The sequence below is a fragment of the Agarivorans aestuarii genome (assembly GCF_019670125.1).
GTDB classification, from domain to species: Bacteria; Pseudomonadota; Gammaproteobacteria; order Enterobacterales; family Celerinatantimonadaceae; genus Agarivorans; species Agarivorans aestuarii.
Map to the genome: position 1 here is coordinate 1,148,871 of NZ_AP023033.1, position 25,464 is coordinate 1,174,334.

Consider the following 25,464-nt stretch of genomic DNA (forward strand, 5'->3'; position numbering starts at 1 on the left):
CTGAGTGACAAAAGGAAACTTTCCTTTTAGTAAGCTGTTAGGTGCAAATGAATATTGAAGAAATATACGAGTTTCTCGTCGAGGAAAAAGCCGTTAAAAGATCAAAATTGCACCAAGAATCGGATCTTGTAGATGATCTCGGTATAGAGGGTGACGATTTTTCTGAAACAATCGAACTCTTTGCCTAAAGGTACAAAGTGGATATGACAGAGTACCGTTGGTATTTTCATCACGGTGAGGAGGGGGGGAATCTAGGCGCATTTTTTTTAAGCCACCTTATGATCAGGTGCAGAGAATAAGTGTTACTCCAAGCTTATTGCTGGAAGCCGCGAGAACAAAAGTGTGGCCAATAATTTATCCGGAGCATCAAATTCGCGAAGGTCGTCCAGATATAACATTTAACCAAATACTGTTCAGTGGTATTGGCATTTTCGGTCTGTTGTTGTGGGCATCTCGCAAGCTCGGCACCTAACAAGCCATCAAGCAAAAGGACGCAAAAAGCTTGGCTTGCGTTCCTTCGTCGCTAATTTTAGCCAAGTCTCTATACGCTGCTCATGGCGAGCGTTATATTTCTTAGGAGCTTTTGTGTACAAAGTAGATATTGAGAATAAAGAACTGATAGCGCTTTCTCCAACTGGTTTTGCATCTCTTGGTTTAATGGAACGCTTTGATATCCAAGAATGGATCGAAAAAATGCCAAGTATTCTTGGAGAAGAATTGTTAGTTATTGGCAAAGAAGTAATTCTTTCTTCAGGGAAACGCTTGGATTTACTCTGTATTGATAAGCAATCAAGCATAGTGATTATTGAACTTAAAAGGGACGATTCTGGCAGTGCAGTCGAGTGGCAAGCAATAAAGTATGCTTCTTATTGCTCTAATTTTTTGTCAGGTGAAATTTATCAGAAGTATTCCGCCCATAAAAATATTACAGAATATGAAGCTCAGCAAGAAATCGAAGAATTTATTGAGGTTGATATTGAAAACCTCAATAAGTCTCAACGAATCATATTGGTATCAAAAGAGTTTAACTCGGAAGTTATCTCAGCGGTTTTATGGCTCAGGGAATATGGTTTAAATATGCAATGCACTAGGCTTTCGCCGTATCTTGATTCTGATGAAGAGTTATTTATAAACCCAGAAACAATTATTCCATTACCTGAAGCTAGAGACTATATAGAGAAAAAAGAAGTAAAACAAAGAGTCTCAATGAGTCAGCGCCCTGATTGGACAGGTTATTGGTTTGTAAATGTAGGAGAAGGGCCACACCGAACATGGGAGGACAACAAAAAATATGGATTTATAGGTGCAGGTCAGGGCAAACGATACTCATCAGCATTAAAGAGGCTTAAGGTTGGCGATAAAATATTTGCGTATATGAAAGGTCTAGGTTATGTCGGTTTTGGGGAAGTAACACAAACAGCTAGAATGATTAAAGAATTTCAAGTCGGTGATAACTTATTATTAAATCTTGAGTTAAAAGCGGAAATGCCTGAAGAAAATTTGGAAAATGAAGAGCTATCAGAGTGGGTCGTTGGCATCAACTGGAGGAAAGTGGTTAATAGTAATAATGCAAAAACTTTTACTGGTGTTTTTGCTAATCAAAATGTTGTTTGTAAATTAAGGCAAGAACAAACTTTGCGGTTTGTTCATAAAGAGTTTGGCGAATAGAAACATAACAAATTGCTGCATCGTACTTTGTAAAGCTATCTTCTTTTGTGCAAAAGAAGGCCGTATAAAAGCCGTCAGCTCCGCCACTGAGCAAGGTGTTAGCATCCCAAATAGGAAGTTCAGGAATTTAAATGAGAAAACCAAGACTATTTATTGCTTCTTCTGCGGAAAGCTTAGAAATTGCGGAAGCAGTGAATGTAAATCTTGATCATGAGTTTGAGGTTACTATTTGGAAGAATGGAACCTTCAAACTCTCATCAAGCACTATCGATGATTTGATTGAAAAATCATCTACTGTAGATTTTGCACTATTTATTTTTGCTCCAGATGATATCGCTACGATAAGGAGTCGGAAAGAACATATAGTTCGCGATAATGTTTTATTCGAAATGGGGTTGTTCATTGGAGCGATTGGCAAGGAAAGATCTTTTATCTTAAAGCCTCGAGATGCTGAAATGCACCTTCCTACTGATCTACTTGGGACAAATCCAGCTGACTATGATTCAAACAGGTCTGACGGTGATTTGGTTTCAGCAACAAATAGGGCTTGCTCATTGATAAAGTCAGAAGTCGAACGGATTGGACTAATAAACTACGCAAGTCTTTCTGAAACAAAACGCATTCAGGCCAATCCATCTGAATACGAATTATCAGAAGTCGACTTTGGTTTTCTGGCTTCATGTTTACAGAGTCATACAAGTGATCCAGGAGGTTTAGCCTTTCATCAAATCACTAGCAATCTTCGCCACTATAACGATGCTTTGTTACAAATATCAGCAATAAAACTCGTCAGAATGGGATTGTTAGAAAAAACAGTTCTCACTGATGAACAATATGATCACGATTATTATTCGTACATTATCACTGAGCTTGGCATTGATACATTGCTGAAAAATGAGGAACAATTACACCCCAAACCATTGCAACAAGCATCGCAGGCATCCATAACTCAGGCTTTTGATAAAGACATTCCGTTTTAGTGCTGACAAGACAAAGCAAACTAATTCTTCAACCTATCATGCAGTTGTTTGCGGCGTTATGGCTTTATAGAGTAAGAAAACACTCACTAAGGCCACTACTAGCCTTAGTGAGCTAAAGCCTTTAAGCGACTTTTTTTGCTTTGCTTTTCGCTTTGGCTTTTTTCTTGGGTTTGCTGAAGTTGCTCGCGCTGGCGATATCACTTGGCACTAACTCAATTTTGCGTTGTTCCATATCTACGCGAGCGACTTTCACCTCAATCACATGGCCAATGCCAAAACTCTTGCGGCTGTTTTCGCCAATTAAGCGTTGTTTGTTTGCGTCGAAGTTATAAAAGTCGCCAGCCAGTGACGAGATATGCACCACGCCTTCTACTGCCATATCTTTTAACTCTACATACAAACCAAAGTTGTTTACGCCACTTACAATGCCTTGGAAGCTTTCGCCTACTTGGTCTTGCATGTATTCACATTTAAGCCAAGCGTCTACGTCCCAACTGGCGGTGTCGGCGCGGCGAGCCACTAAAGAACAGTGGTCGGCCAGCATTAACATTTGCTCTGGGCCGTATGGGTAGCTGTTTGCTAGCTTAAGAGGCTCTGCTCCGCTGATTCGGCGAACCGGGTCTAGGCCTTTGCCGCTTAATGATTTAAAGGTGCGTTTAAAAATGCTGCCGCTTTCTTTACTACGAATTATTGAGCGAATTGCGCGGTGTACCAGTAAATCGGGGTAGCGGCGAATTGGCGAGGTAAAGTGTGCGTAAGCATCAAAAGACAAACCAAAGTGGCCGTCGTTTTCTGGGGTGTAAATGGCTTGGCTCATAGAGCGCAGCATCACCGTTTGAATAATGCTGGCGTCTTCTCGCTCACCAATACTGCTAAGTAGCTTGTTGTAGTCGGCTGGCGTAGGTTTGTCGCCTCCGCCTAAGTTCAAGCCTAGTTCGGCTAAGAAGCTTCGCAAGCCTTTGAGTTTTTTCTCTTTAGGGCCTTGGTGTACGCGGTATAACGCCGGAATTTTTAGCTGTTCTAAGAAACGCGCCGTGGCAACGTTGGCGCACAACATACATTCTTCAATCAGTTTGTGGGCGTCGTTACGTACTAGTGGAACAATCTGCTCAATCTTACGTTCGCTATTAAATTCAAAGCGAGTTTCTTGGGTCTCAAAATCAATGGCACCGCGCAGTTCACGCGCCTGTTTCAATACGCCATACAAACGGTGTAAGTCTTGTAGGAGTGGCAGTACCTTGGCAAACTCTTTACACAGCTGTTGGCCTTGCGCCGAGTTGGCTTGCTCTAACATTGCGCCCACTTGGGTGTAAGTGAGGCGGGCATGTGAGTGAATCACCGCTTCGCAAAACTGGTAACTCGCCAGCTGACCTTGGGCATCAATGTTCATTTCGCAAACCATTACTAAACGGTCAACCAGAGGGTTAAGCGAACATAAACCGTTTGAAATCGCTTCGGGCAGCATTGGCACTACGTGGCCAGGAAAGTACACCGAGGTGCCGCGTTTCTGCGCTTCAATATCTAAGGCGGTTTCTGGCTGAATGTAATGAGAGACATCGGCAATGGCTACCGATAAACGCCAGCCACCGTTTGTGTTTGCTTCGCAGTAAACCGCATCATCAAAGTCTTTTGCGTCTTCGCCATCAATGGTAACAAACGGCGTATCGCGTAAATCTACACGGTGCAGTTTGTCTTGTTCGGCCACTTCTGGGGCTAATTGTTTGGCTTGGGCTAGTGCTTCTTCAGGCCATTCAAAGGGAATTTGATGGGTGCGAATCGCAACATTGATTTCCATACCCGGTGCATTGGGATCACCAATGACTTCACTAATGTGGGCAATGGCGTTATCACGCTTGTGCGGGTAGCTGATGAGCTCGGCACTTACGTATTGGCCATTGCTGGCACCTAGGGTTTGCGCCGCGGGTACATCAATGGTTTGGGTAATGCGTTGGTTGTCGGGTTGAACACTGTAGCGGCCATCTTGCTCTACAAAACGGCCAATAATGTGTTGAGTATTCTTCTCAATAATTTTAACCACGCGGGCTTCTTCACGGCCACGGTTGTTAAAACCATTTGGCAAAGCTTGAATGATGTCGCCATCAAATACTTTACTCATTTGCGAGCTATGCAATACAAAGTCGGTGTCGTAGCCTTCGCATTTTAAAAAGCCAAACCCTTCGCGGTGACCAATCACGCGGCCTACTAAATATTCGCTGTCGTCTACTGGCCAGTAGTTGCGTTTACGGTCGCTATGCAATTGGCCGTCGCGGCTCATGGCAATTAAGCGGCGGCGCAATGCTTCTAAGTCTTCTTCTGAGCTTAGGTTTAGGGCTGCGGCAAGTTGTTCGCGATTAAGCGGTTTTCCTTGTTGATCGAGCAGCGCAATGATGGCGTCGCGATCAGGAATGGGGTTGGCATATTGTTGCTCATTAGAGCGTGAGTGTTTACTCATAGTTATTGTTCTCTGTTAATCGGGCCAATAACCTTGCTCTAGGGAAATCATGAAATGTTCTTTTAATGCAGTTCAGATATAACTCTCAAGGTTTTTAGGCCAATGCGCTCGTTTATCGAGTCGCTAAAATAAGGTGTGATGATGAACGCTACAATCTGGGGTTCATTCATCACGATGTTTGCCTGACTTATAAGCTGGTTTTATGACAGCACTATGACAAGCAAAGTAATAATTGCCTGAGGGCAAGATTGGAAAAACAAGCTTGAATTTAAAACGACGAAACGAAGGTTAGAAGAAGGCAACCTTAAAGCGGAGTTCAAAAAATAGACTGTATTTCTAATGGCCGCCACTTTATAGACTTGTGGCGGAAAGTCAACTTTTGTTGCTTTAAGGCCCTATCGCTTATTGCTGAAACAGGTTTGGGTGAGCAAATTGCACCAGTGCCAGTAGCATGGCATGTACGTAGTTATCTTCGCGGGTGGCTAAGCCATTGGTGAGCAAACCAATCGCGCCGCCTTTTTGCTTAATATTTTGAGTATTAAACAGTTTGTCCATTAGTGGGCCAAGTTCCTCACCTTGCTCTAGCGCTTGATAAACGCTTGGCGGAAGAGGCATGTTAGCGCCGCGCCCAACTGATAGTTGCTGCTGATTGGCAATAGCCACGTAAGCAAAAGTGGCAGGACCATCTTCAAACATATCTACGCCACCCTCGATTGCGGCATAAAAATCGGCAGTTTGGTGCTGCTGGCAGTAACGCAGGCGATTTACTGCACCATCGCGAGTTTGCTGAGCGCTAATGGGTTGCTCGGGCACTTGAGAGGGGGCATCAATGCCTTGGCAGTCAATCTCAGCATCTGGGTAATACATTGCGAGGGCTTTAGCTACTGCTCGCACTTTTACTGGGTTGCGCGACCCAACCACTACTTTAATTCTTTGCTCTGACATGTTTACTGTTCTTCAATTGGTTTGGAAAAGGTTAAGCCCTGATTAAGCGGGTGGCCAAGCTATACAGCCAGCTGCTCGGAGATGCTGCCACATGCTACTCGTGGGTCTACAATTCGGCCATCTCGCTGAGGGGCGTTTCCGGGGCGAATGTCCCAGTTTAACTGGTACTTTTGATTGATCATTTGCACCAATTGGTAGAAAGACAAGCCTTGCTCATTACCGCCTACATGATATATCCCCGGTTTGGCTTGTTGCGCCAAAGTGACTAAGCACTGCATGCTATGTTCAACAAAGGCCACGGCTGGTAACCACTCGGTGCTAGCAGCCAAGTAACCTTTTTCAGCATGCATATCTCTAACATGTGTGAGTAAGTTGTCTTGCTCAAAGTTATCGAACATTTGCCAGCCTAGGCGAGCAATAATGGTATTGGGGTTAGCGGCAAGGGCTGCTTGTTCACAGCTTATTTTGTATAGCCCATAATCATTTACCGCATCTGTGGGATGCTCTGGGGTGAAAGGGCCGGTGCTCTCTGGGTTAAATACACTTTCGGTGCTGGTAAATAGCATTGGAATATTTTGTTCACCAGCAATGCCAGCTAGACAAGCCAGCCACTCTTCGGGCCCTGTGGCTAAGTGAAATATTGCATCGATGTGGTTGCCGCGAACATAGCCTAGCTGTTGTGCGCGGTTGGTAATGTCTAGTTCTTGGCGATTAAAGCCATGTACTGCAATGCCTTGCTTTTCTAGCGCTTGTTTAAGGTAAGGTGCAAGTCGACCATTTAGACCGGTTACTAGTACGTTTTGCATTGCATAATCTCATCACTTTCTAAGAAGTGGCTATTATGCGGTTAGACGGCTTTAAGCGCTAGAGTAGGGCAAATTTAGTTAGCCAGTATTTGTTCTACTTTGTCTTCTTGTAGCCAGCTAATGCAGTAGCGAATAGAGCCGGAAGGTGGGACATTTTTAGCGCCAGCTTCAGCTTCGGCGTATACCGCTTCAAAGTGTTCGGTAGGTAATACGCTGTACTGGTAGAACACTTCCATTTCTTCGCGTAAGCCATTTAGCGTGGCAGCAGGAGTGGGATCGATTTTGGCTTGAATGTGGTACATGCAAGCGGCAAATGCATAGTTTTTAAGCGCAGGAAGCTCAGAGCTATCAATGCTTTCATTGGCCACACTGGCTTGAGAACTAAGTAAAATAACAGCAGCACTAACTATGTGTTTTAATTTCATTGTTACCTTATATATCTAATAGCAATTGCCGTTAAATATGATTTAAATCCATTTACTGTGGCCCAAAAATTATCCCAAGCAATGATACTTGTCAAACTAACAAATTGAGATTTTAGGCTTGAAATTATTATTTAATTCGTCATATAAATTTTAATATTTGTGGTTTGTTAATAAACATGATTGCTTAAAGTATGCTCATTAACATTAATGCTAAATTATGAAATCGTTTACTTGGCGCTAGTTTTAATTGCCTGAAATTTAAAGATTTATGTGTAAAGTATGATGTTTGGCTGCTTTTCACAGAATTTGCGTAAATAATAGCCACTTAAACTAACAATTAAATAAAAATAACCCTCTGTTGAAATCGATGTCATTTTTATTATTTACTGATTACATAATTAATTTCCTGATACTCAAGAAGTGAAAATGCTGTCATTTTTACGTCAGCTTTATATTGTGAGTTTTTTCACAAAACTGTCGCAGATTGCACTGCAAAAAATAGCTGGTATAAAACGCAGAAATTACTTTTATCAATAATTGTGAGAAGAAAAAATGCGTAATGTTTTAATCAGCTCAGTTGCAGTAGTGTTCGGTTTAGGTCTTAGCGTAACTACGGTTGCTGCTGAACAACCAAGCAGCAAGCCAGCGCTTAGCGAATTCGATAAAAATGCAGAGTATTACAATAAAAGCCTAGTAAAAGATGGCTACCGCTTTGGTTGCCGTGTGCACGACGACAACGGCAAATGCACTAAGTTACAGTGGAAGAAACTGTAATAATAAGCGGGCGAGCTTAACGCTATTAAGCTCGCGCTAAGGCTTGCTGTAAGAGAATCTTTGCCTGTTCGCCAACAATTTTGATGGCTTGCTCTATGCGCTCACTCGGTTTATTGGCGTAACTTAAGCGCAAACAGTTTTGATACTTGCCAGCAGCTGAAAACAAGCTCCCTGCAGCAATGCCGATGTTAAAGGGTTTTAGGTTTTCGTTTAGCTCCAGGCTGTCGATTGACTCTGGTAACTCTACCCACAAAAAGAATCCTCCTTTAGGAAAACTCATCTTACTGCCCTTGGGAAAGTAGCGCTGTACCCAATGTAGCATCAAATCTCGCCTGGCTTGGTACTGTTGCTTAGATAGTCTTAGGTGTTTTTCGTAGTGCCCTTGCTCGATAAAATCGGCCACTGCCAACAAGGGTAAGCTGTTAGCACCCAGTGAGGTGACAAATTTTAAGTGAGTGAGCATTTGTCCATAACGGCCAGGCGCTACCCAACCCACACGTAGGCCCGGTGCAATGGTTTTAGAAAACGACGAGCAAAACAACACTCTGTCTTGGCTATCGTAGGACTTTAAACTTCGCGGGCGCGGTGTTTGGTAGTAGCCGTCGCCCAAGATATCGTCTTCAATAATGGCGAAGTCGTATTTCTCAGCCATCTTCAGCAGCTTTAATTTGTTCTTTTCAGGCATCACATAACCCAAGGGGTTGTTTGATGTTGGGATTAGTTGCAGCACTTTTATTGGCCACTGTTCCAGCGCAAGCTCTAGCGCGGGCAAACTTATGCCGGTCTCTGGGTGGGTTGGGATCTCGATAACTTTGAGTTGGTTAGATTGGATCGCCTGCATAGACCCGTAGAAATTGGGTGAGTCTATCGCAACAATGTCTCCGGGCTGGGTGAGCGCTTTTAAACTTAGCGATAAGGCTTCTTGGCAACCGGCAGTAATTTGGATGTTATCGGGATGAATATGGCAACCAGAGTGCTGCATTAGGCGAGCAATTTGCACCCGTAACTTAAACAGGCCATTGCCTTTTGAGCAGCTAAAAACCTGTTTGCTTTGATACTTGATGTTGTCGCTAAGTAAGCGCTGCAATGGTTTTAAACTGCTTAACTCGGTATCAGGAGAGCCTCTGCCTAAGGCAAGAAAGCGGCTATTGCTTTCTGTCATGGTGAGCTCTAACACCGCTTGCCAATTGTCGATCGGCACCGGGCGTTGCTCTGGTTGGCTAGTTTCTGGCAGTAGTGCGGTGCTGGGCGGCTGCTGCACATAATACCCCGACTTAAGCTTGCTGCGAACAAAGCCTGCATCTTCTAACAGTCGATAGCTCTCTTGCACCGTAGAAATACTTACACCTCTAGCCTTACTCATTTCGCGGATAGAAGGCAGCTTCTGGCCAACCGGGTAATAGGCTTGAGTGATTTGCTCTTTAAGCTCTTGGGCAAACTGTTCGTAGAGGGTCATTGGCAACTCCTTAGCCAAAACATCGCTCATTAATACCACAGAGAAATACAGTTAAGCAAAGTTGCTTAGCTAAGCAGTACAGATTGAGCATTCATAAGCATTACAGATAGCCACTTTGGGCATCTGTAATGGCAAAATTCTTGTATTCTGAATCTGTAAGCTTGCTTGTTCAAAATTTAAGCTAGAGGGGTAGCTGATTAAAACAAGGAGCGGAATATGCAGATACAAGTTTCTTTCCATATGGGTTTTCACGCACTGATTAAGCGCCTTGCCCTGTATCGAGCGCGTCGCCGCAGTCGCAGCGCCTTGCTAGCCTTGAATGACGACTTGCTCAAGGATATTGGTTTAAGCCGAGCGCAAGCCTTAGCCGAAGGCCGTAAACCTTTTTGGCAAGCAGGTAAATGTGGGCGTAGCCATAGTGACAAAAATATTCTGCAAAGCCGCGGGCATAAGTTTACTCAAAAACTAAAGGCTTAAGCGATGACAGGCAGCTTAACCATCGTAGCTGCCTTATTTCTAGGTCTTGCTCACATGCGTAAAGTTAACGGTACTGACACCACAGTTAATAGGTTTACATTAAAGCCACTTTTCCTCTATGGTTTAGCCTTAGCAGAGAGATTTTTTCAAGGATGTTAGGCGCTTGCTCAGCGCAGTAATAGTGAATCATCATCTGCTTGTTACCCTTCATGGAAGAAAGGAATAAATGTATGAGTAAGGTGTTATCTAGCAAACTGGCTCGTTTAGGCATCATATTGTTGATGCTGCTAGTGGTGTATTTATTGATGCTACTAAGCAGTGACAAGGTGAAGAGCATTACCGATGCCTTAACGCCGCCTAATTTGCCCGAGCTGCAAGTTGTTCACCAAGATGGCTCTTGGCTAAAACTGTATTGGCCAGAGCAAAATTGGGGCAGCAAAGGTGATTACGTTAGTGATGAGGCTAAAAAGTACCATCACATCTCCCAAGGTACTCGCACCATTCCCATTCCTTACCAATGGTTTGTGAGTTTGGAGCAACCCAGCGGCTCGCTTTGGTCTTTACTGCTACTTAATGGATTTTCTGATAACGGTTTGCTTTCCGCTAACGAGTTTTTGCTGCGTTTTGGCTTTATCCGCTCGCAGGTGAGTGAGCAAAATCCTGATGGTTTACCTATTGGTTTTGCTCGCACCGATTCCGTTAACTTACCTGGTTATCCAACCCGCACTGCGGGCATTGGTTTTACTTGTGCGGCTTGTCATACCGGCCACTTTATTCATGGGGAAGGGGAAAACAAAACCGAGTATGTGATTGACGGTGCTCCCGCCACCACCGACTTAAGTTTGCTTACCGAAACCTTAGCTGCTGCGCTAGGGCAAACTTTGCTTTCGAGTAAGTTACCCATTTTAGATGGGCGTTTCGACCGCTTTGCTCGCCGAGTGCTTGGTGCTAGTTATAGCCCTGCCAACAAGCTGTCTTTGGCAGAAGAGTTAGCCAGCATTGTTGCCGCCAGTGAAGGGCAGCAAGATGTTATTCAAGTAAACGAAGGCTTTATGCGCTTAGACGCGCTAAACCGCATTGGTAACCAGGTATTTGCCGAGAACATCAATCGCCGTGAAAATTACCACGCGATAAATGCGCCAGTTAATTATCCGCATTTATGGAGCGCTTCTTGGTTTAACTGGGTGCAATACGATGCCTCTATTATGAGCCCGCTCATTCGCAATGCTGGCGAAGCGATGGGGGTAAATGCTTATGTGGATATGCAAAGCGCTATGGATGACAATCGCTTTAGTTCGTCAATCCCAATGCAAAACTTGGTGTGGCTAGAACACTTTCTTGGTGGGGAACAGCCTAGCCAAACTAAGGGTTTTTCCGGTTTACAGCCACCCAAGTGGCAATTTGGCCCAATAGATCAACAAAAAGCCGAGCTTGGGGCATCACTTTATCAAGCTAAGTGTCAGGGCTGCCATTTACCACCCTTAGACAGCCAAGAGATTTGGCAAGAGCAATACTTTTCGCCGATTGTTTATCAGCAAAATGGCGAGCAAAAACAAACCGCAGAGAAAGTGCTACAACTTAAGCTGATTGATTTGTCGCAAGTTGGGACCGATCCTGCTCAGGCAAATGTATTGGCTACTCGCACCTTAAGCACGGCTGGAGTAAGCAATGTAGCTGCTGCGAACGTGACTCCTGGCTTAGGCATTGATGAAACAATTTGTGGCGAAAACCCTAACCAGCTTTATGGCAGCCAAATGGCTGGCGCTAACTATTCGAAGAAAGATACAGCCCAGCTGGTGGACTTGCCGGTAAACGATAGCGGCGAAGTATTATTTGGCTTAGCGCTGGGCGCCATAGTGCAGGAAACCGTGAACGCTTGGTTTAAACAACAGGGCGTGAGTGATAAAGCCTTACAAGCTGAATTTGAAGGAGGACGCCCCAACTGTATTCGAGTCACTTCTGGCTATAAAGCTCGCCCGCTAAATGGTGTTTGGGCCACTGCGCCATTTTTGCATAACGGTTCTGTAGCAACATTGCGTGATTTGCTTTGCCCTGAGGGAGGCGAGCGTCCTAAGTATTTGCAGTTGGGCAACATTGGCTATGATGCGGTTAACCTAGGATTACAGCAGCCCGAAGGTTTTGAAAAAGTAGCTAACAAAGCGCTGAGAAAAGGTCAGCAATATACAGCGGAAGGCTACTTTATCTTAGATACTTCAATACCGGGTAATCACAACAGTGGCCATAACTTTTCAGATTTATACGACCCTAGTAAACATTATTTAGATCAGCCTAAAGGGGTGATTGGTACTGCCTTTGATTCACAGCAATGTGACGCGATACTTGAGTACCTAAAAACGATCTAATCTATGCGGTGCTTATATTGCACCTAGAACTCTGTGTTGTTCTCAATAAAAAAGGGCCTTCAGGCCCTTTTTTATAAGCATTGGCTTTATAGCGCGGCGTTTAGGATTTCGCGGCTAACATCTAAAGTGATAGCTTTATCTTCGCCTAAAGCCACCATTTGGTGTTGCTCTAACTTAGTCAACAAAACCTCTACATCGCTAGCGCCTAGTTCGATGTCACTTAAGCGCACTGGAACTTGCATGCTACGGAAGAAGGCTTCGGTAGCGGCAATCGCTTGATCGATGCGTTGCTGCTTGTCGCCCTCGCTTATGCCCCAAATACGTTCTGCGTATTGCAGCAATTTGTCGGCTTTTGCTTCACTGCGAATTTTCATTACCGCTGGCAAAGTGATAGACAAGCTGCGTGCGTGGTCAACGCCATAAGCGGCGGTTAACTCGTGGCCCAACATGTGGCTTGCCCAATCTTGCGGCACGCCAGCACCAATTAACCCGTTTAAGGCCATGGTGGCTGCCCACATAATGTTAGCGCGAACCTCTAAGTCTTTGCTGCTCTCTTCGGCAAGTGCTTTAGGGCCTTCTTCAATTAAGGTGAGCAAAATGCCTTCGGCAAAGCGATCTTGGATTTTGGCGTTTACTGGGTAAGTGAGGTATTGCTCCATTACGTGAACAAAAGCATCTACCGCACCGTTGCTTACTTGGCGGGGCGATAAACTTAAAGTTACGCTTGGGTCTAAAACTGCAAACTTAGGGCGCACTGCTAGGGCATAAAAAGGTAATTTAGTGCCGTCACGGGTGACCACTGCTGCTGGGTTGGTTTCAGATCCAGTGGCTGGCAAGGTGAGCACTGCTCCTAATGGCAAGGCTGTATCAACCGGGTGTTGCTTGGCAATAATGTCCCAAGGATCATCGCCTTGGTAACAAGCTGCAGCAGCGATAAACTTGCTGCCATCAATTACCGAGCCACCGCCTACAGCAAGAATGTAGTCAAGCCCTTCCGCTTTAATTTGTTCAACAGCACGCATAAGCGTGTGATAGCTAGGGTTAGGCTCGATGCCCGAAAACTCAGACCACTGGTGATTTTCTAAGGCCTTTGCAACTTGGTCATAAACGCCATTGCTTTTGATTGAGCCTCCACCATAGGTGACCAATACTTTGGCATCCGCCGGGATTTCGTTAGCGATGGTAGCTATTTGCCCCTCGCCAAAATGGATTTGGGTACTGTTTTGGAACGAAAAATTTAACATCATATTTCCTTCAATTAACTAGCTTGGCGATTAGGCCAAGTGTTGTAGTACTTTTTCTGCAGCCATTTCTGAAGATGCCGGATTTTGACCGGTAATCATTAAACCATCTTGAATCGCAAAAGGGTTCCAGTCGGCTACTGCTTGGTAATCTGCACCGCGGGCTTTTAACTCATCTTCTAACAAAAATGGCACCACCTCGGTAAGTTGTACTGCGGCTTCTTCACTGTTGGTAAAGCCGGTTGCTGCTTTGCCTTTTACCAGTAATTGGCCATCGGCTTGTTTTACATTTAGCAAGGCTGCGCTGGCATGGCAAACTGCTGCAACTGGTTTGTTTTGCGCAACAAAGTTCTCTAGTAGTGAGATAGATTGTGGGTTGTCGGTGAGATCCCACAATGGACCATGACCACCGGGGTAAAACACCGCATCGTAATCACTAGCATCAAGGTCGGCGAGCTTAAGTGTAGTGGCTAACTGTTGTTTTGCCGCGTCGTCTTGGTCAAAGCGGCGAGTGGCATCGGTTTGAAAATCAGGGAGCTCACTATTTGGGTCAATGGGTGGTTGGCCGCCATTAGGTGAGGCTAAGGTGATGTTTGCTCCAGCATCTAAAAACACATAATAAGGGGCGGCAAATTCTTCTACCCAAAAACCAGTTTTATGTTCGGTATTGCCCAGTTGGTCGTGGGAAGTTAGAACCATTAGGATTTTCTTAGCTGTGCTCATTGGTGCATTCCTTAAAATTGATGAGTAACTATGCGATCTCGCAATAGCAATGCACCTAGTGTAGGTGGGTAAGCTCATTCCAACAATGCAGATTAAATAGACATGATTGGTAGAATAATTGATACAATTAGGAGGTGTTTTAAAAAAGAGATAGAACAATGAGCGTTAGCTTTGAACAGCTAAAAAGTATGGTGGTATTTGCTCAGGTAGTTGAGCAGGGCAGTTTTAGCGCCGCCGCAAAGCATATTGGCATTACCCGCGCGGTGGTTAGTTACCACATCAAAAAGCTGGAACAGCAACTAGGGCTTAGCTTACTAAATCGCTCAACCCGAAGTTTGCATTTAACCGAGGCTGGCGAGCAATACTATCAGCGCTGTCATAACATTGCTGAGCAAGCTAAAGCCGCAAATTTACAGATAGAAAACCTTAAGCAAGAGCCGGAAGGTTCGATCAAAATTTCTTGTCCGGTAAACGCTGGCCTACAAACCATTGTGCCAGTGATTAATGAGTTTCGCCGTTTGTACCCTAAGGTGAATATCGAGCTGGTATTAAGTGATGAGGTGGTAAATATTATTCAAGATGGTTTTGATTTAGCCATCCGCGGAGCCGAGCTTAACGACTCTGGTTTGCAAGCCGCCAAGCTAACCACCTTAAGTACCTGCTTATGCGCTGCCCCAGAATACTTAAATAAGCATGGCCGGCCGACTAAACCTGCAGATTTAGATGCCCACCAATGGGTTATTTATACCGCAGGCTCAAGTACCTTACAGCTAAGCAAAGGTTCTCGTTCTTATAGCATAAAAACCAAAGGTGGCATGAGCACTAATAATGCAGCAGTGCGCACTGCCTTTGTTGAAGGTGGCCATGGCTTAGGGCGTGTTCCCTTGTACGACGCCTTGCCAAAAATACAGGCTGGAAAGCTAGAAGTGCTTATGGTCGATTATCAATTACAAGATATTGATGTGTATTGTGTTTTCCCTAAAGGCTCGGCGAGTTCTAAGAAGTTGCGTTTGCTCATCGATTACTTAAAACAGAGCCTAGTAAAACAAGAATCGCTGCGAGCGCGCTAGTGATTGAGGTTACATCGAGCGTTTAAATAGGGGGGCTAAACTTAAGCAGGGCTAATGTTTTTTGCTTACGCCATTTCGATGCTTAGTTAAGCCCTTGTTGCTATTTAGTTTGTTGCGTAGGCTGGGGTAAATTTTTAGTGAGTACGCAGCCTTGTTCTTTTTTATCGCCTTAACTGCTACCTTTGCCTATGCCCTACAAGGGGTGCTAATGGCCAAGGTTTATCGCCAATCAGATCTGCTTAGTGCGGTGGCTCACCGCGGTTTAAGTTTGTTTATTAGCATGTCTCCCTTACTGCTATTGGTGCCGCTGTCTGCGTATTCTGGTTTTATTCATCATGCTGGTTGGTTGGTACTAGCGGCGGGTTTAGCCGCCTTGGCTAACTGGGCAAATGCAATAGCCTTTGTAAGGTTACCCGTTGGCATTGCTAGCGCTTTATCGATGGCATTTACGGCGCTGTTTGTCGGCTTGTTGGGCGAATTACTGTTAGATGAGCGTTTGAGTCCATTGCAATGGTTAATGGCCGGACTAACCTTACTTGCTGTGCTGCTGTTGGGAGCAAGTCAAACTCGTATTAACAGTGAAACAACGGAGAGTGCCGCTCAATACAAGCCGCTTATTGGCATTGTAGCCAGTGCTTGTTATGGCGCTTTAATGTCTTGTGCGTTGATACTGGTGGCCAAAATGTCTCGCGACAGCCACCCATTTCTAGTGGGTTTTAGCTGGGAAGTGATGATTGGCGTGGTGGCTATGTTCATGGCGTTCGCGCGAGGCAAGCTTAGCGGCCACGGCGGAATGCAAAAGGTGACAGCCGCACAGTTTAAACAGATCCTCATTTTCGCCTCACCTACGGTTATTGGCACAGGCTGCTATGCCTTAGCGATGACCTTAGGCCCCCTAGCCATTGCGGCAGCTGTGTTAAGCACTATGATGGTATTTAGTATGCTACTGGGCTGGTGGCTATTAGCGGAAAAGCCTACTCTCAAACAGTGGGCAATGATTAGCCTAGTTTGCATTAGTGTTATAGGACTAAAGCTAGTGGTTTAGGGGGAAATACATGTTTGAACAAAGCTTAATAATCGCCGCGGCTTTTGGATGCGGTTTAGTGGCTGGGATTTTTGTAGCATTTTCTAATTTTGTAATGCCTGCTTTGGCTAGGCTGAATACTCAGCAAGGTTTGGCGGCCATGCAAAGCATTAATATCACGGTGCTTAACCCAGGGTTTTTAGGCTTGTTTATGGGCACGGCAATTCTGTGTTTAGTGGTGCTTGTTTGGCAGGTGTTTTTTGTCGCAACAATTAACCTATGGCTGGTGGCTGCAAGCCTTTGTTATTTACTGGGCTGCTTTGCGGTGACTGCGTTTGCCAACGTACCAAGAAATAAAGCGCTGGCGCTAATTTCTGTGAATGATGGGCTAAGCGAAGCACAAAGCTTGCAGTGGCAGCAATATTTAGCGGAGTGGACCTATTGGAATCACTGGCGCAGCCTTGCTTCTGCGCTAGCGATGTTACTGTTTATGTTGGGTTTATAGTAAACCTGCTGTTTGCAAAGCTGCAATTCTATTTGCTGTTCGTGGCAACCATCTGTGTGCTTATCCCATCTAATCTAGCGCTTGTATTCGCTGCTACAAGCATGCTGTTCTCTTTATTTTAAGTTATTTTCGGCGGGCGATAGGCTTTGTTTGCTGTGCGCCTTGCTTGAAAAATCTGCTGCTGCATAATGTTATCTTTCTTGGCTACTTCAATAAGGTTTCATTATGATTAATATCGACTGGTTACAAACCTATTGCACCTTAATTGAAACCGGACATTTTACTCGCACCGCAGAAAAGCTGGCGATGACTCAGCCTGGCGTAAGCCAGCAAATTCGTAAGCTAGAACACTACTACCAGCAAACTCTGTTACAACGAGAAGGCAAAAGCTTCACGCTTACAGAAGCGGGCAATCAAGTGTATTTGCAAGCACAGCAAACCTTGGCTCAACTTAACCAGCTTGAACTGTCACTTAAACAAGATGATCCTCATACTGGTTTGTGTCGGGTTGCCAGCCCCGGCAGCGTGGGTTTGAAGCTCTATCCAAACCTGTTGGATTTACAAGCAAAATACCCTGACTTGGTGTTTGATTATAAATTTGCACCCAATGCTAGCATCGAACAAATGCTGGCTGATCGTCAGCTTGATTTAGGTTTTATTACTCGCCCCAGCACCCTAAGTGAGTTGGCTACCCAAGCCTTCGCAGAAGAGGCTTTGGTATTGGTAACACCGGCACGATATAACAATGCTAGTTGGCAAGATTTGTTAGGTTTAGGTTATGTGGACCATCCCGACGGCGCCCATCATTCACAATTGTTATTGTCAGCCAACTACCCAGAGTTTGAGCAAACCAGCCAATTTAAACTTCGCGGATTCTCTAACCAAATTAGTTTGATTTTAGAGCCGGTTGCAATGGGCTTGGGCTTTACGGTATTGCCTGCACACGCAGTGGCCGCTTTTGCCAAACCTGAGCTTATTGCTGCTAGCCGTTTAGCAAATCCAGTGAGTGAAACCATATATTTGGTGCAGCGCCGTTATCATCGTTTGGCCTCCCGCTTTAAGTTGGTCACCGACAATATGCAGCAGTGTTTGGTGCAGAAATAGCCTGATTAAGGCTGGTTAAATTGTGATTAATGTCACATTTAGGTGTCCGTTCACCTAAAGCTTATCAAACTAATTATGTGAGCTTGTAAGGTGTTGAAATAAATAATTTAAATTTTTCGTTTGTTTAAATTATTGTCGGTTATTTTTACAACTATCAATTAAAGGGTGTTCGTTTTTTCGCTAAGTGCTTGTAAGTAAAGCTATTGATATAAAGGTATATTTTTTGCATTTACGGGCTCGCTAACAAACTAAAGCAAGGAAAGCGGAAAAATGAAACAAATAAAAAAAATAACGATGTTTGCCATGTTCATCTCAAGCATGGTGTTTTCACAACAATCGGCCGCTACGGTCATCACTCTAGATCCTCTAGAGGACGTGATTGTAAGTAGTGATATTTTTGATTGGGTTTGGGCCTCGCCTTGTTCAGGTGGCTGTAGTCAGCTAGTGGATAATTGGGAATATGCTAGTGGTTTATACGATGATGCTTTAAATGCGGCATTAGGTGTAAGTACTTGGCGTTTTGCTAGCTTGGCCGAGCTTGCCAATATTCCTGCTAGAGATTTATTTATAGATGGGAATAAATGTGCTGCTCAGTATTTTGACAACACCTACAGCCATTGTGATTTTAATGATCCTGTGGTGAGTTCTATTAATGGTGGTAACCAAGATACCTTGTTAGTGCGGGTTAATAACCTTTCTCTACCAGCGCAGGTTAGTGAGCCAACAACCGTAGCCATTATGTTGCTAGGTTTGGGCGGATTGCTTATGAGGCGCCGTACGTCGGCATAATCGCTAGCGCTAATTGTCTATTTTTTGATTTAAGCCCGCTCTATTGCGGGCTTTTTGTTTTTATCATATAAAGCAAATTGGGGGCTGTTGATCTTTGTTGATGGTTTTTTTCAACAATACTGCCCAGCGGGTTCGGATAAGCGAACTTTACTCTTTGTTGAACACTTGTTACTTAGCCCACTAGGTTTCAAAGTGTTTGCCGCGATTAAAGTCCGCTTATCTCGAAGAAAATTTCAATACCAAAGGTCAACAGACCCTTAGGACTATCGAGAGAGTTAGCAGGATGCTAAAGCCCGACCCACTAGCCAAAAAACTAAAAACTGGCGATTTGGTGTTCTTTTCTGGCAAAGGTTTAAGTAGCGACATTATTCGTTACGGAACGTTTAGCAAATGGTCACATGTTGGCATGGTGCTAGAACTAGAAGCCTATGATTTTGTGACCCTTTGGGAAGCAATTCCTAATTCAAAAGATACCTGTTTGTATTCTCAACAAGCCAGCAATGGGGTGCAGGTAGTGCCGCTACACCAACGTGTTAAACAACACTTAGGCAGTATTTCAATTCGCCAGTTGTTAGGTGGAACCTTGTCGGATGAGCATTTAGGCAAATTAATGCAATTGCTTGAACAGCTAAAGCTACGCCATTATGAACAAGACTTTTGGGAGCTGGCTCGGGCTGGATGGGAAGGGCCATTTGGTGAGAATCAAGAAAACCTCGATTCATTATTTTGCAGTGAATTAGTGGCAGCAGCCTATCAACATATTGGCTTGTTGGATAAGCAAAAGCCCTCCAATGAATACACTCCTGCGAATCTTTCTGAAAAACAGCTTACTCACTTAAATGATGGTTTCTATTTGTCACCTGAAATTGATTTGTTCTCAAATGTATAGGCAACTATTTGTCTAAAAAAGACGCTTTGGCTAACTAGTTAAGAGAGAACAATCTAACTAATTAGGCTTACCTGCCAAAGCGTCAACATGACCAAACTTATTGCATCGTCCAGTCACCCCCTAAACTTTTATGTAAACCAACTATGCTGTTAGCGGTTTGCAGCTGAGCAAGCACTTGTGCGTCTTCAAGCAAGTTTTGCTGGCGTTGCGCATCTAAAACAGCCAAGTGGTCCAGTAGGCCTGCTCGGTATAGTGAGTTGGCTTTACTTAAAGCAAGATCGGCTTGTTCGCTTGCTTGCTCTATGTTGCTGGCAAACACTTGGCTATTGCCATAGGCCATTAACATAGTCTCTACTTCAACAAAGGCTGCATTCACGGTTTGTTGGTATTGCAAAGCACTGTCGTTAAATCTTTGCTGCTGTATTTCTACCAAGGCGTCGTTTCGTCCGCCATCAAACAGGTTCCATTGCACCCCTATGCTAGCTAGCCAAGCGGCAGAGTCTGCTTTGAATAAATCATCAAAGTTCTCAGCACTTAAGCCCGGCCCACCGGTTAAGAAAAAGCGTGGGTAACCCGCCACCATACTGGCTGCTAGTTCTTGATTCACCGCCGCCATTTCGCGCTCGGCAATATTGATGTCGGGGCGCTGGTTAAGTAAATCAGACGGCAAACCTAAGGGGATCATGCCTTCAAAGTTTGGCAAGGCTTCTGGCTCCCCAAGTTGTTCAGCCAAGCTAGACGGGGTTTGCGCAAGTACTAAAGCCATGCGATTTAAATGCACACTTTCGGCACTGTTAAGCTGGGGCAGCGCGGCGCGGCTTAAAGCCAGTGCACTTTCTGCCTTAGCTACATCCATGTCTGAACCATAGCCGCTGGCGCTAAGCGATTTAACCAGTTTAAGCACGGTTTCTTGCTCACTAATATTTCGTTTAGCAATGGCAATACGTTGTTGAGCACCGCGATATTGTAAGTAGTTGTTAATGATCTCTGCGCTCACCAAGGTGTGCATGCCTTGATGGAAAATCTCGGCCTGCTCACCCCTAATTTCTGCAGCGCTTACTTGCTTGTCTATTCGGCCAAACAAGTCCATTTCCCAACTTACATTTATGCCAGCAAAAAAGCCGCCGTTTTGCTGCTCAATTAAGTCGAACTCCCCGCCCGATATGGGATTTTCAATACCAAAAGCGGGGCCCGCTAAAGGATCGTTTTTACTGAGTTGGTAGCTGGTGTAACCACCCCCTAAGCTCACGGTTGGTACTTTAAAAGACGCCACCGCACTGCGATAAGCTTGAGCTGCTTGAACGCGGTTAGCCGCCATTTTAATGTTTAAGTTTTGCTGCTGAGCTTGCAGCACCAAATCATTTAAAATGGGGTCGTTAAATTGCTGCCACCACGCCGCCTCAACCGTTTGTTGGTTTACAAACTGATTAGACTGTTGCTCAGAGTACACGGTGTCTACCGACGTCTCTGGCATTTGATATTCGGGAGCACTAGCACAAGCGGTTGCCAATACTGAGAACACCATTACCGACAGGGCTTTGCTTGTAGTTAAAGGCTTAGTTTTGTTCATGGTTTAGCTCCGAACTTACGCTTAGATCTTCAGCTTTGTTTTCGGTTTGTGGGTCACGGTAAAAAATCCGATACCACGCCGGCATAATGATTAACGACAAGAAGGTCGCAACCACCAAGCCGCCAATAATAATCGCCGCCATTTGGTCAAATAAACGGTCACTAAGTAGCGGTACCATGCCTAGTACGGTGGTTAGTGCACCCATCGAAATGGCCATGGTGCGGTTAATTGTGGCTTCTACAACGGCTTCGCTAATGCTTTTACCTTGTTTGCGTTCTAGTTCGATTTGATCAATGAGCACAATGCCGTTTTTGATGATCATTCCCGATAGCGCAACTGCGCCAGTTAGGGCCATAAAGCCAAAGGGTTTACCAAAGAAAAACAGCGTCCAAGCGCAACCTATCGCGGCTAGCGGCAAGGTAATTAAAATAATCGCCGGCTGTTTTAAGCCATTAAATAGCGCCACCATTACAATCACCATCATCAACGTTGCTTTTGGAATTTGCTTTAAGGTGTCGTCAATTGCGCGTTTTTCATCGTAGTACTCACCGCCCCATTCAAAGCTGTAACCATAAGGCAATTCAATAGCTTGAATTTGCTCGGCTAACTCTTTACGCACATCGGAAGGTGTTTGACCAAATACTTCTGCTTGCGCAGTGATAATTGGTACCCGATTACGACGCCAAATAATGCTTTGCTCTTCGCGAGTTTCAAAGCCGTCGACAACTTGGCTAAGTGGCACAGTGTGTAAACCCAATAGTGAGCGAACAGGAATGTTCTCTAATTGCGCAATATCGGTGTTACTGCTTTGCATTTTAATTGGCAAGGTCTCATCGCCTTGGCGCAGCGCACCCACAACTACACCGCTAGACGCTCGTTGGATAGCCAGTGCTACGTCGCTGCGATTAATACCTGCGCGGCGCATTTTGTCTTGGTTCATAATTGGCACCAGCTGTTTACTGGTTTGTCGCCAATCGTCACGCACATACTTGGTATTAGGGTGAGCATTAAAAATGGCTTGAGCTTGCGCTGACAAGTCTTGCAGAACTTGCGGATCGGGGCCTTTAAAGCGCGCTTCAATGGCAAACTTATCCTTGGTGGCTAGCTTTAAGTTTCTAAAGCGAGGTTCAGCATTAGGAAACTGCCTCATTAGCCAGTTATCACCACGTTCAATAAGCGGCGCAATAGATTCAAAATCTTTTGCATTAATCAGAATTTGCCCGTAACTGCTGTCAAAGGGTTCTGGCTCAACGGTTACCGAGAAGCGCGGAGCACTGGCGCCTATGTAGCTTGAAATGCTGCTTACTTCCGGTTGCTCCAATAACCAGTCCTCAATCACTTTCATATCACGTGACACCACTTCGGTTTGTCCGCCGTTGGGTAGCCAGTAATCTAGAAATAAGATGGGCCTATCGGAGCCAGGCATAAAGTTAATCGCAATTTTTGGCACAATTAAGGCAGTAACAAGTAATGCCGGAACGATGCAAGCAATAGCGCTAAAAGGTTTTGCCACTACCCAGGTAAGAACCTTGCGCGCAATTTGGGCAAACTTTGGCTCTGACTGGTCTACTTGTTTCGCTTTAGGTTTAATGAAGGCCCAACACATGAGAGGGGTAAGTGTCATCGCCACTAACCAAGACAATAGCAGTGAGCTACAAAGTATTTGGAATACCGAAATAGAAAACTCGGCAGCATCGGTTTGTGATAACAGCACTGGGGTAGCACCCATAATGGCAATCACAGTAGCAGCGAGTAAGGGCACAGCGGTTTCTTTCACACTGTTAGTGGCGGCTTGATAGCGCTCTATGCCTTGGTTGAGTTTAGCCTTAAACATGTCGGTAATAACAATGGCGTTATCAACCAGCATACCTAGCGCCAAAATAAACGAGCCAACCGATACCCGTTGTAAATCAATGCCAGCAACTAGCATGTAAATAAGGGTAATAAGCAAGGTAATAAGCAAGCTACTGCCAACAATGGCAGCACTACGCAGCCCCATAAATACCCAAAGCACTGCCACCACAATAAGAATACTTTCTACTAAGTTGCTTACAAAGTTATTGATAGACTTTTGCACTTCGTCGGGCTGAAAGGCAATGGTGCCAACCTCGGTGCCAAGCGGGAGTTCGCTAGTAAACTGCTGAATCACCTGCTTTAGGGTGTCGCCCAAGGCCACTACGTTTATGCCATCAACTGGGCTTACCGCAACAGTAATCGCAGTACTACCGTTATAACGGCTTTCTGATAGAGCTGGAGTTTGGTAATCCAAGTAAACATCGGCGATGTCACCTAGGCGAATTAAGCCAGAGCCGAGTTCGGCAATACCAGATTTAAGCAATAGATTCTGAATATCACTTAGGTTTTCAAAGGTGCCGCTTTGGCTAACTCTTATGCGCTCTTCACCAAGTTTAAAGCTGCCAGAATCTAGCACCATGTTTTGGGTGGTTAATTGGCTAAATACTTGAGCAGCCGAGAGCTGATGCTCTGCTAAGCGCTCGCTTGGCAAATCAATATTAACGATTTGCTGGGGAACACCATGTAGCTCTACTTTTTTAATGCCATCAACGGCTTTTAAGCGGCGTTGTAACTCTTTGGCATGGGCTTTTAACTCAGCTGGCGCAGCGTCGTCGCTGTGTACTGCAAACAACATCCCGTATACTTCCGAGAACTCATCTTGCACGATGCTAATTTGCGCACTGGCCGGAAGCTCTAGTTTTACGTCGTTAACTTTGCGACGTAATAAATCCCATTGCTGAGGAAGCTCTTCTGAGGTAGTGCTCTCTTTTAGGTCAACAAAAATCATTGAACTGCCAGGGCGAGAAAGGCTGCGTAACTTCCACACCGAACCCATCTCTTGCAAGCGGGTTTCAATTTTGTCGGTAACTTGCAGCTCTACTTCCTGGGCAGATGCCCCAGGGTACAAGGTAACCACTACCGCACTTTTTACGGTAAACGAAGGGTCTTCTAATTTACCTAATCCAATGTAAGAGCCAATGCCTGCAATAATGCATAACACGGTAAAAAAGCATACAAAGGTGCGTTGGCGAATCGCGAATTCTGCGAGGTTCATCTTAACCCTCCTTCGCATCTAATAAATCACCTACTTGCTGTCCTTCGCTTAGGTAACGGCTACCAGCAACAATGATTTTATCGGCTTCTTTAAAGTCGCCGCTTACACATACTTGTTGCTGAGTTTGGTTTACGATTTCACTGGCTACGGCTTCAACCTTGTGATTGTGAACACGGTAAACTTTGGCCTTTGCTCCCTCAAGAATTAAGGCTGAATGCGGCAAGCAGTAGCGAGCTTGTTCAGATTGCGAAAGCGCTAAGCTTAGTTTAACCGATTTGCCCGGATACACCTCATCGAGAGTCTGCTCAAGCTTAAGTTTTACCGTATAGGTTTGCTTGATGAGATCTGGCACGGTGGCAATCTCACTCACCTTGGCGTTTATGCTATCGGTTTTATCATGCCAACTAACTTGCGCAGCTTGGCCAATGCTAAAGGCATTAATTTGATTCTCTGGCACTTCTATCACGGCTTCTAAGTGCTCGGGCTGGTGTAAGGTAAACACGCGTAGCGCAGGTACTGCTTGTTCGTGTTCTTCGGCAAAGCGTTGAGCAATTACCCCATCAAAAGGTGCGCGCAATTCGGTATAACGCAGTGCATCTTTAGCGCGTTGAATATTCTGGTTCACTACTTCAACGCTGGCGTCGGCGCGTTGTTTGCCGCTAAGTGCGCGGTTTAGGTTAACCGGTGCTATGGCGTTGTCTTGGCTGGCTTGCTCAACCCGCTGGTATTCGTTGTGGGCGAGAGCTTGGGCCGACTCTGCTTCAAGTAGCTTGGCTTCTAGCTCAAGCAGGCTCACTTGGTAGTCGTGTGGGTCTAGGCGCGCAAGCACTTGCCCCTTGGTCACGCTTTGGCCATTGCTTACCAGTATTTCTTGAATGGTGCCCGGAACACGAAAGGCCAGCTTAGAGCTGGTACTCGATTGCAACACACCGTTGTAATAGCTGTTATTAGCTTGGGTGGCGGCACTTAGGCTGACTACTTTAACAGGGCGCAGCTTTACATTGCTAATGTCTGCGGTTTGTTCGGTACTGCATGCGCTAAGCAAAGTAGCGCTTAGTGCTAAAGCGAGATAGGAGTATTTCATTGCGTGCTCCGGTGGAAGGATTAATTGCACGCATGGTAAACAGTTTTAT

At 45.0% G+C, this 25,464-nt stretch carries 22 protein-coding genes; 12 read left to right on the top strand and 10 right to left on the bottom strand.

Going from position 1 to position 25,464, the window contains the following annotated elements; genetic code table 11:
• The first annotated feature begins 47 nt into the window (after nucleotides 1–47).
• The 3 genes from K5609_RS05330 (at nucleotide 48) to K5609_RS05340 (ending at nucleotide 2,648) form a co-directional block, all read left to right on the top strand.
• Entirely contained in the window at nucleotides 48–188 is a 141-nt protein-coding gene (locus K5609_RS05330) for a hypothetical protein (RefSeq protein ID WP_221076281.1), read from the top strand.
• Nucleotides 189–585: 397 nt separating this feature from the next.
• Nucleotides 586–1,668, top strand: a complete 1,083-nt coding sequence (locus K5609_RS05335; protein ID WP_221076282.1) for a PDDEXK family nuclease — start codon at nucleotides 586–588, stop codon at nucleotides 1,666–1,668.
• Between the two features lie 131 nt (nucleotides 1,669–1,799).
• Nucleotides 1,800–2,648, top strand: coding sequence for a TIR domain-containing protein (locus tag K5609_RS05340; RefSeq protein ID WP_221076283.1), 849 nt, complete (start codon nucleotides 1,800–1,802; stop codon nucleotides 2,646–2,648).
• Nucleotides 2,649–2,769: 121 nt separating this feature from the next.
• Here the strand turns inward: K5609_RS05340 and rnr are convergent, their stop codons facing one another.
• The 4 genes from rnr to K5609_RS05360 all read right to left on the bottom strand — a co-directional run bounded on the left by rnr (nucleotide 2,770) and on the right by K5609_RS05360 (nucleotide 7,276).
• Entirely contained in the window at nucleotides 2,770–5,100 is a 2,331-nt protein-coding gene (rnr, locus tag K5609_RS05345) for a ribonuclease R (RefSeq protein WP_221076284.1), read from the bottom strand.
• 402 nt (nucleotides 5,101–5,502) lie between these two features.
• Nucleotides 5,503–6,045 carry an inosine/xanthosine triphosphatase gene (gene yjjX, locus K5609_RS05350; RefSeq protein WP_221076285.1) on the bottom strand — a complete coding sequence of 181 codons (543 nt, stop codon included), beginning with the start codon at nucleotides 6,043–6,045 and terminating at the stop codon, nucleotides 5,503–5,505.
• A 59-nt stretch (nucleotides 6,046–6,104) separates the two neighbouring features.
• Nucleotides 6,105–6,851 carry a sugar nucleotide-binding protein gene (locus K5609_RS05355; protein WP_221076286.1) on the bottom strand — a complete coding sequence of 249 codons (747 nt, stop codon included), beginning with the start codon at nucleotides 6,849–6,851 and terminating at the stop codon, nucleotides 6,105–6,107.
• 74 nt (nucleotides 6,852–6,925) lie between these two features.
• Complete coding sequence (locus K5609_RS05360; RefSeq protein ID WP_016400878.1) at nucleotides 6,926–7,276, bottom strand: hypothetical protein; 351 nt, start codon at nucleotides 7,274–7,276, stop codon at nucleotides 6,926–6,928.
• Nucleotides 7,277–7,828: 552 nt separating this feature from the next.
• Between K5609_RS05360 and K5609_RS05365 the strand changes: the two genes are divergently transcribed.
• Nucleotides 7,829–8,050, top strand: a complete 222-nt coding sequence (locus K5609_RS05365; protein WP_221076287.1) for a hypothetical protein — start codon at nucleotides 7,829–7,831, stop codon at nucleotides 8,048–8,050.
• Between the two features lie 25 nt (nucleotides 8,051–8,075).
• Here the strand turns inward: K5609_RS05365 and K5609_RS05370 are convergent, their stop codons facing one another.
• Nucleotides 8,076–9,506 (bottom strand): aminotransferase-like domain-containing protein, encoded by a 1,431-nt coding sequence (locus tag K5609_RS05370; protein WP_221076288.1) that lies wholly within the window; start codon nucleotides 9,504–9,506, stop codon nucleotides 8,076–8,078.
• Between the two features lie 216 nt (nucleotides 9,507–9,722).
• On the opposite strand from K5609_RS05370, the gene K5609_RS05375 reads away from it, so the two are divergent.
• Complete coding sequence (locus tag K5609_RS05375; protein WP_221076289.1) at nucleotides 9,723–9,983, top strand: DUF1127 domain-containing protein; 261 nt, start codon at nucleotides 9,723–9,725, stop codon at nucleotides 9,981–9,983.
• Nucleotides 9,984–10,213: 230 nt separating this feature from the next.
• Complete coding sequence (locus K5609_RS05380; protein WP_221076290.1) at nucleotides 10,214–12,346, top strand: di-heme-cytochrome C peroxidase; 2,133 nt, start codon at nucleotides 10,214–10,216, stop codon at nucleotides 12,344–12,346.
• Between the two features lie 86 nt (nucleotides 12,347–12,432).
• On the opposite strand, the gene K5609_RS05385 is transcribed toward K5609_RS05380, so the two are convergent.
• Together K5609_RS05385 and K5609_RS05390 are read right to left on the bottom strand one after the other, a co-directional pair.
• The gene (locus K5609_RS05385; RefSeq protein WP_221077205.1) at nucleotides 12,433–13,590 is read right to left on the bottom strand and encodes an iron-containing alcohol dehydrogenase; all 1,158 of its coding nucleotides are present in this window, start codon (nucleotides 13,588–13,590) and stop codon (nucleotides 12,433–12,435) included.
• A gap of 30 nt (nucleotides 13,591–13,620) precedes the next feature.
• On the bottom strand, nucleotides 13,621–14,310 hold the full coding sequence (locus K5609_RS05390; RefSeq protein ID WP_221076291.1) for a type 1 glutamine amidotransferase domain-containing protein: 690 nt from the start codon (nucleotides 14,308–14,310) through the stop codon (nucleotides 13,621–13,623).
• A 158-nt stretch (nucleotides 14,311–14,468) separates the two neighbouring features.
• Between K5609_RS05390 and K5609_RS05395 the strand changes: the two genes are divergently transcribed.
• From K5609_RS05395 to K5609_RS05420, 6 genes are all read left to right on the top strand, one after another.
• The gene (locus K5609_RS05395; RefSeq protein WP_221076292.1) at nucleotides 14,469–15,380 is read left to right on the top strand and encodes a LysR family transcriptional regulator; all 912 of its coding nucleotides are present in this window, start codon (nucleotides 14,469–14,471) and stop codon (nucleotides 15,378–15,380) included.
• Nucleotides 15,381–15,531: 151 nt separating this feature from the next.
• A complete protein-coding gene (locus tag K5609_RS05400) occupies nucleotides 15,532–16,425 on the top strand; it encodes an EamA family transporter (RefSeq protein ID WP_221076293.1) in 894 nt (297 codons plus the stop codon).
• Between the two features lie 10 nt (nucleotides 16,426–16,435).
• Nucleotides 16,436–16,909, top strand: a complete 474-nt coding sequence (locus K5609_RS05405) for an anthrone oxygenase family protein (protein ID WP_221076294.1) — start codon at nucleotides 16,436–16,438, stop codon at nucleotides 16,907–16,909.
• 225 nt (nucleotides 16,910–17,134) lie between these two features.
• A complete protein-coding gene (locus tag K5609_RS05410; RefSeq protein WP_221076295.1) occupies nucleotides 17,135–18,013 on the top strand; it encodes a LysR family transcriptional regulator in 879 nt (292 codons plus the stop codon).
• A 270-nt stretch (nucleotides 18,014–18,283) separates the two neighbouring features.
• Nucleotides 18,284–18,802 carry a PEP-CTERM sorting domain-containing protein gene (locus tag K5609_RS05415; protein ID WP_221076296.1) on the top strand — a complete coding sequence of 173 codons (519 nt, stop codon included), beginning with the start codon at nucleotides 18,284–18,286 and terminating at the stop codon, nucleotides 18,800–18,802.
• Nucleotides 18,803–19,085: 283 nt separating this feature from the next.
• Nucleotides 19,086–19,691, top strand: coding sequence for a YiiX/YebB-like N1pC/P60 family cysteine hydrolase (locus tag K5609_RS05420; RefSeq protein ID WP_221076297.1), 606 nt, complete (start codon nucleotides 19,086–19,088; stop codon nucleotides 19,689–19,691).
• A 97-nt stretch (nucleotides 19,692–19,788) separates the two neighbouring features.
• Here K5609_RS05420 and K5609_RS05425 read toward each other — a convergent pair whose 3' ends face one another.
• Genes K5609_RS05425 through K5609_RS05435 form a run of 3 tightly spaced genes read right to left on the bottom strand, consistent with a single transcriptional unit; the run spans nucleotide 19,789 to nucleotide 25,415 of the window.
• Complete coding sequence (locus K5609_RS05425; protein ID WP_221076298.1) at nucleotides 19,789–21,261, bottom strand: efflux transporter outer membrane subunit; 1,473 nt, start codon at nucleotides 21,259–21,261, stop codon at nucleotides 19,789–19,791.
• Nucleotides 21,248–24,331, bottom strand: a complete 3,084-nt coding sequence (locus K5609_RS05430; protein ID WP_221076299.1) for an efflux RND transporter permease subunit — start codon at nucleotides 24,329–24,331, stop codon at nucleotides 21,248–21,250. Before K5609_RS05430 ends, K5609_RS05425 begins: the two co-directional genes overlap by 14 nt.
• A gap of 1 nt (nucleotide 24,332) precedes the next feature.
• The gene (locus K5609_RS05435) at nucleotides 24,333–25,415 is read right to left on the bottom strand and encodes an efflux RND transporter periplasmic adaptor subunit (protein ID WP_221076300.1); all 1,083 of its coding nucleotides are present in this window, start codon (nucleotides 25,413–25,415) and stop codon (nucleotides 24,333–24,335) included.
• Between the last annotated feature and the right edge of the window lie 49 nt (nucleotides 25,416–25,464).

Excerpts from the sequence above, each read along its gene's own strand:
- K5609_RS05330 (WP_221076281.1), top strand. The coding sequence starts at position 48 with ATGAATATTGAAGAAATATACGAGTTTCTCGTCGAGGAAAAAGCCGTT.
- K5609_RS05340 (WP_221076283.1), top strand. The coding sequence starts at position 1,800 with ATGAGAAAACCAAGACTATTTATTGCTTCTTCTGCGGAAAGCTTAGAA.
- rnr (WP_221076284.1), bottom strand. The coding sequence starts at position 5,100 with ATGAGTAAACACTCACGCTCTAATGAGCAACAATATGCCAACCCCATT.
- yjjX (WP_221076285.1), bottom strand. The coding sequence starts at position 6,045 with ATGTCAGAGCAAAGAATTAAAGTAGTGGTTGGGTCGCGCAACCCAGTA.
- K5609_RS05355 (WP_221076286.1), bottom strand. The coding sequence starts at position 6,851 with ATGCAAAACGTACTAGTAACCGGTCTAAATGGTCGACTTGCACCTTAC.
- K5609_RS05360 (WP_016400878.1), bottom strand. The coding sequence starts at position 7,276 with ATGAAATTAAAACACATAGTTAGTGCTGCTGTTATTTTACTTAGTTCT.
- K5609_RS05365 (WP_221076287.1), top strand. The coding sequence starts at position 7,829 with ATGCGTAATGTTTTAATCAGCTCAGTTGCAGTAGTGTTCGGTTTAGGT.
- K5609_RS05370 (WP_221076288.1), bottom strand. The coding sequence starts at position 9,506 with ATGACCCTCTACGAACAGTTTGCCCAAGAGCTTAAAGAGCAAATCACT.
- K5609_RS05375 (WP_221076289.1), top strand. The coding sequence starts at position 9,723 with ATGCAGATACAAGTTTCTTTCCATATGGGTTTTCACGCACTGATTAAG.
- K5609_RS05380 (WP_221076290.1), top strand. The coding sequence starts at position 10,214 with ATGAGTAAGGTGTTATCTAGCAAACTGGCTCGTTTAGGCATCATATTG.
- K5609_RS05385 (WP_221077205.1), bottom strand. The coding sequence starts at position 13,590 with ATGTTAAATTTTTCGTTCCAAAACAGTACCCAAATCCATTTTGGCGAG.
- K5609_RS05390 (WP_221076291.1), bottom strand. The coding sequence starts at position 14,310 with ATGAGCACAGCTAAGAAAATCCTAATGGTTCTAACTTCCCACGACCAA.
- K5609_RS05395 (WP_221076292.1), top strand. The coding sequence starts at position 14,469 with ATGAGCGTTAGCTTTGAACAGCTAAAAAGTATGGTGGTATTTGCTCAG.
- K5609_RS05405 (WP_221076294.1), top strand. The coding sequence starts at position 16,436 with ATGTTTGAACAAAGCTTAATAATCGCCGCGGCTTTTGGATGCGGTTTA.
- K5609_RS05410 (WP_221076295.1), top strand. The coding sequence starts at position 17,135 with ATGATTAATATCGACTGGTTACAAACCTATTGCACCTTAATTGAAACC.
- K5609_RS05415 (WP_221076296.1), top strand. The coding sequence starts at position 18,284 with ATGAAACAAATAAAAAAAATAACGATGTTTGCCATGTTCATCTCAAGC.
- K5609_RS05420 (WP_221076297.1), top strand. The coding sequence starts at position 19,086 with ATGCTAAAGCCCGACCCACTAGCCAAAAAACTAAAAACTGGCGATTTG.
- K5609_RS05425 (WP_221076298.1), bottom strand. The coding sequence starts at position 21,261 with ATGAACAAAACTAAGCCTTTAACTACAAGCAAAGCCCTGTCGGTAATG.
- K5609_RS05430 (WP_221076299.1), bottom strand. The coding sequence starts at position 24,331 with ATGAACCTCGCAGAATTCGCGATTCGCCAACGCACCTTTGTATGCTTT.
- K5609_RS05435 (WP_221076300.1), bottom strand. The coding sequence starts at position 25,415 with ATGAAATACTCCTATCTCGCTTTAGCACTAAGCGCTACTTTGCTTAGC.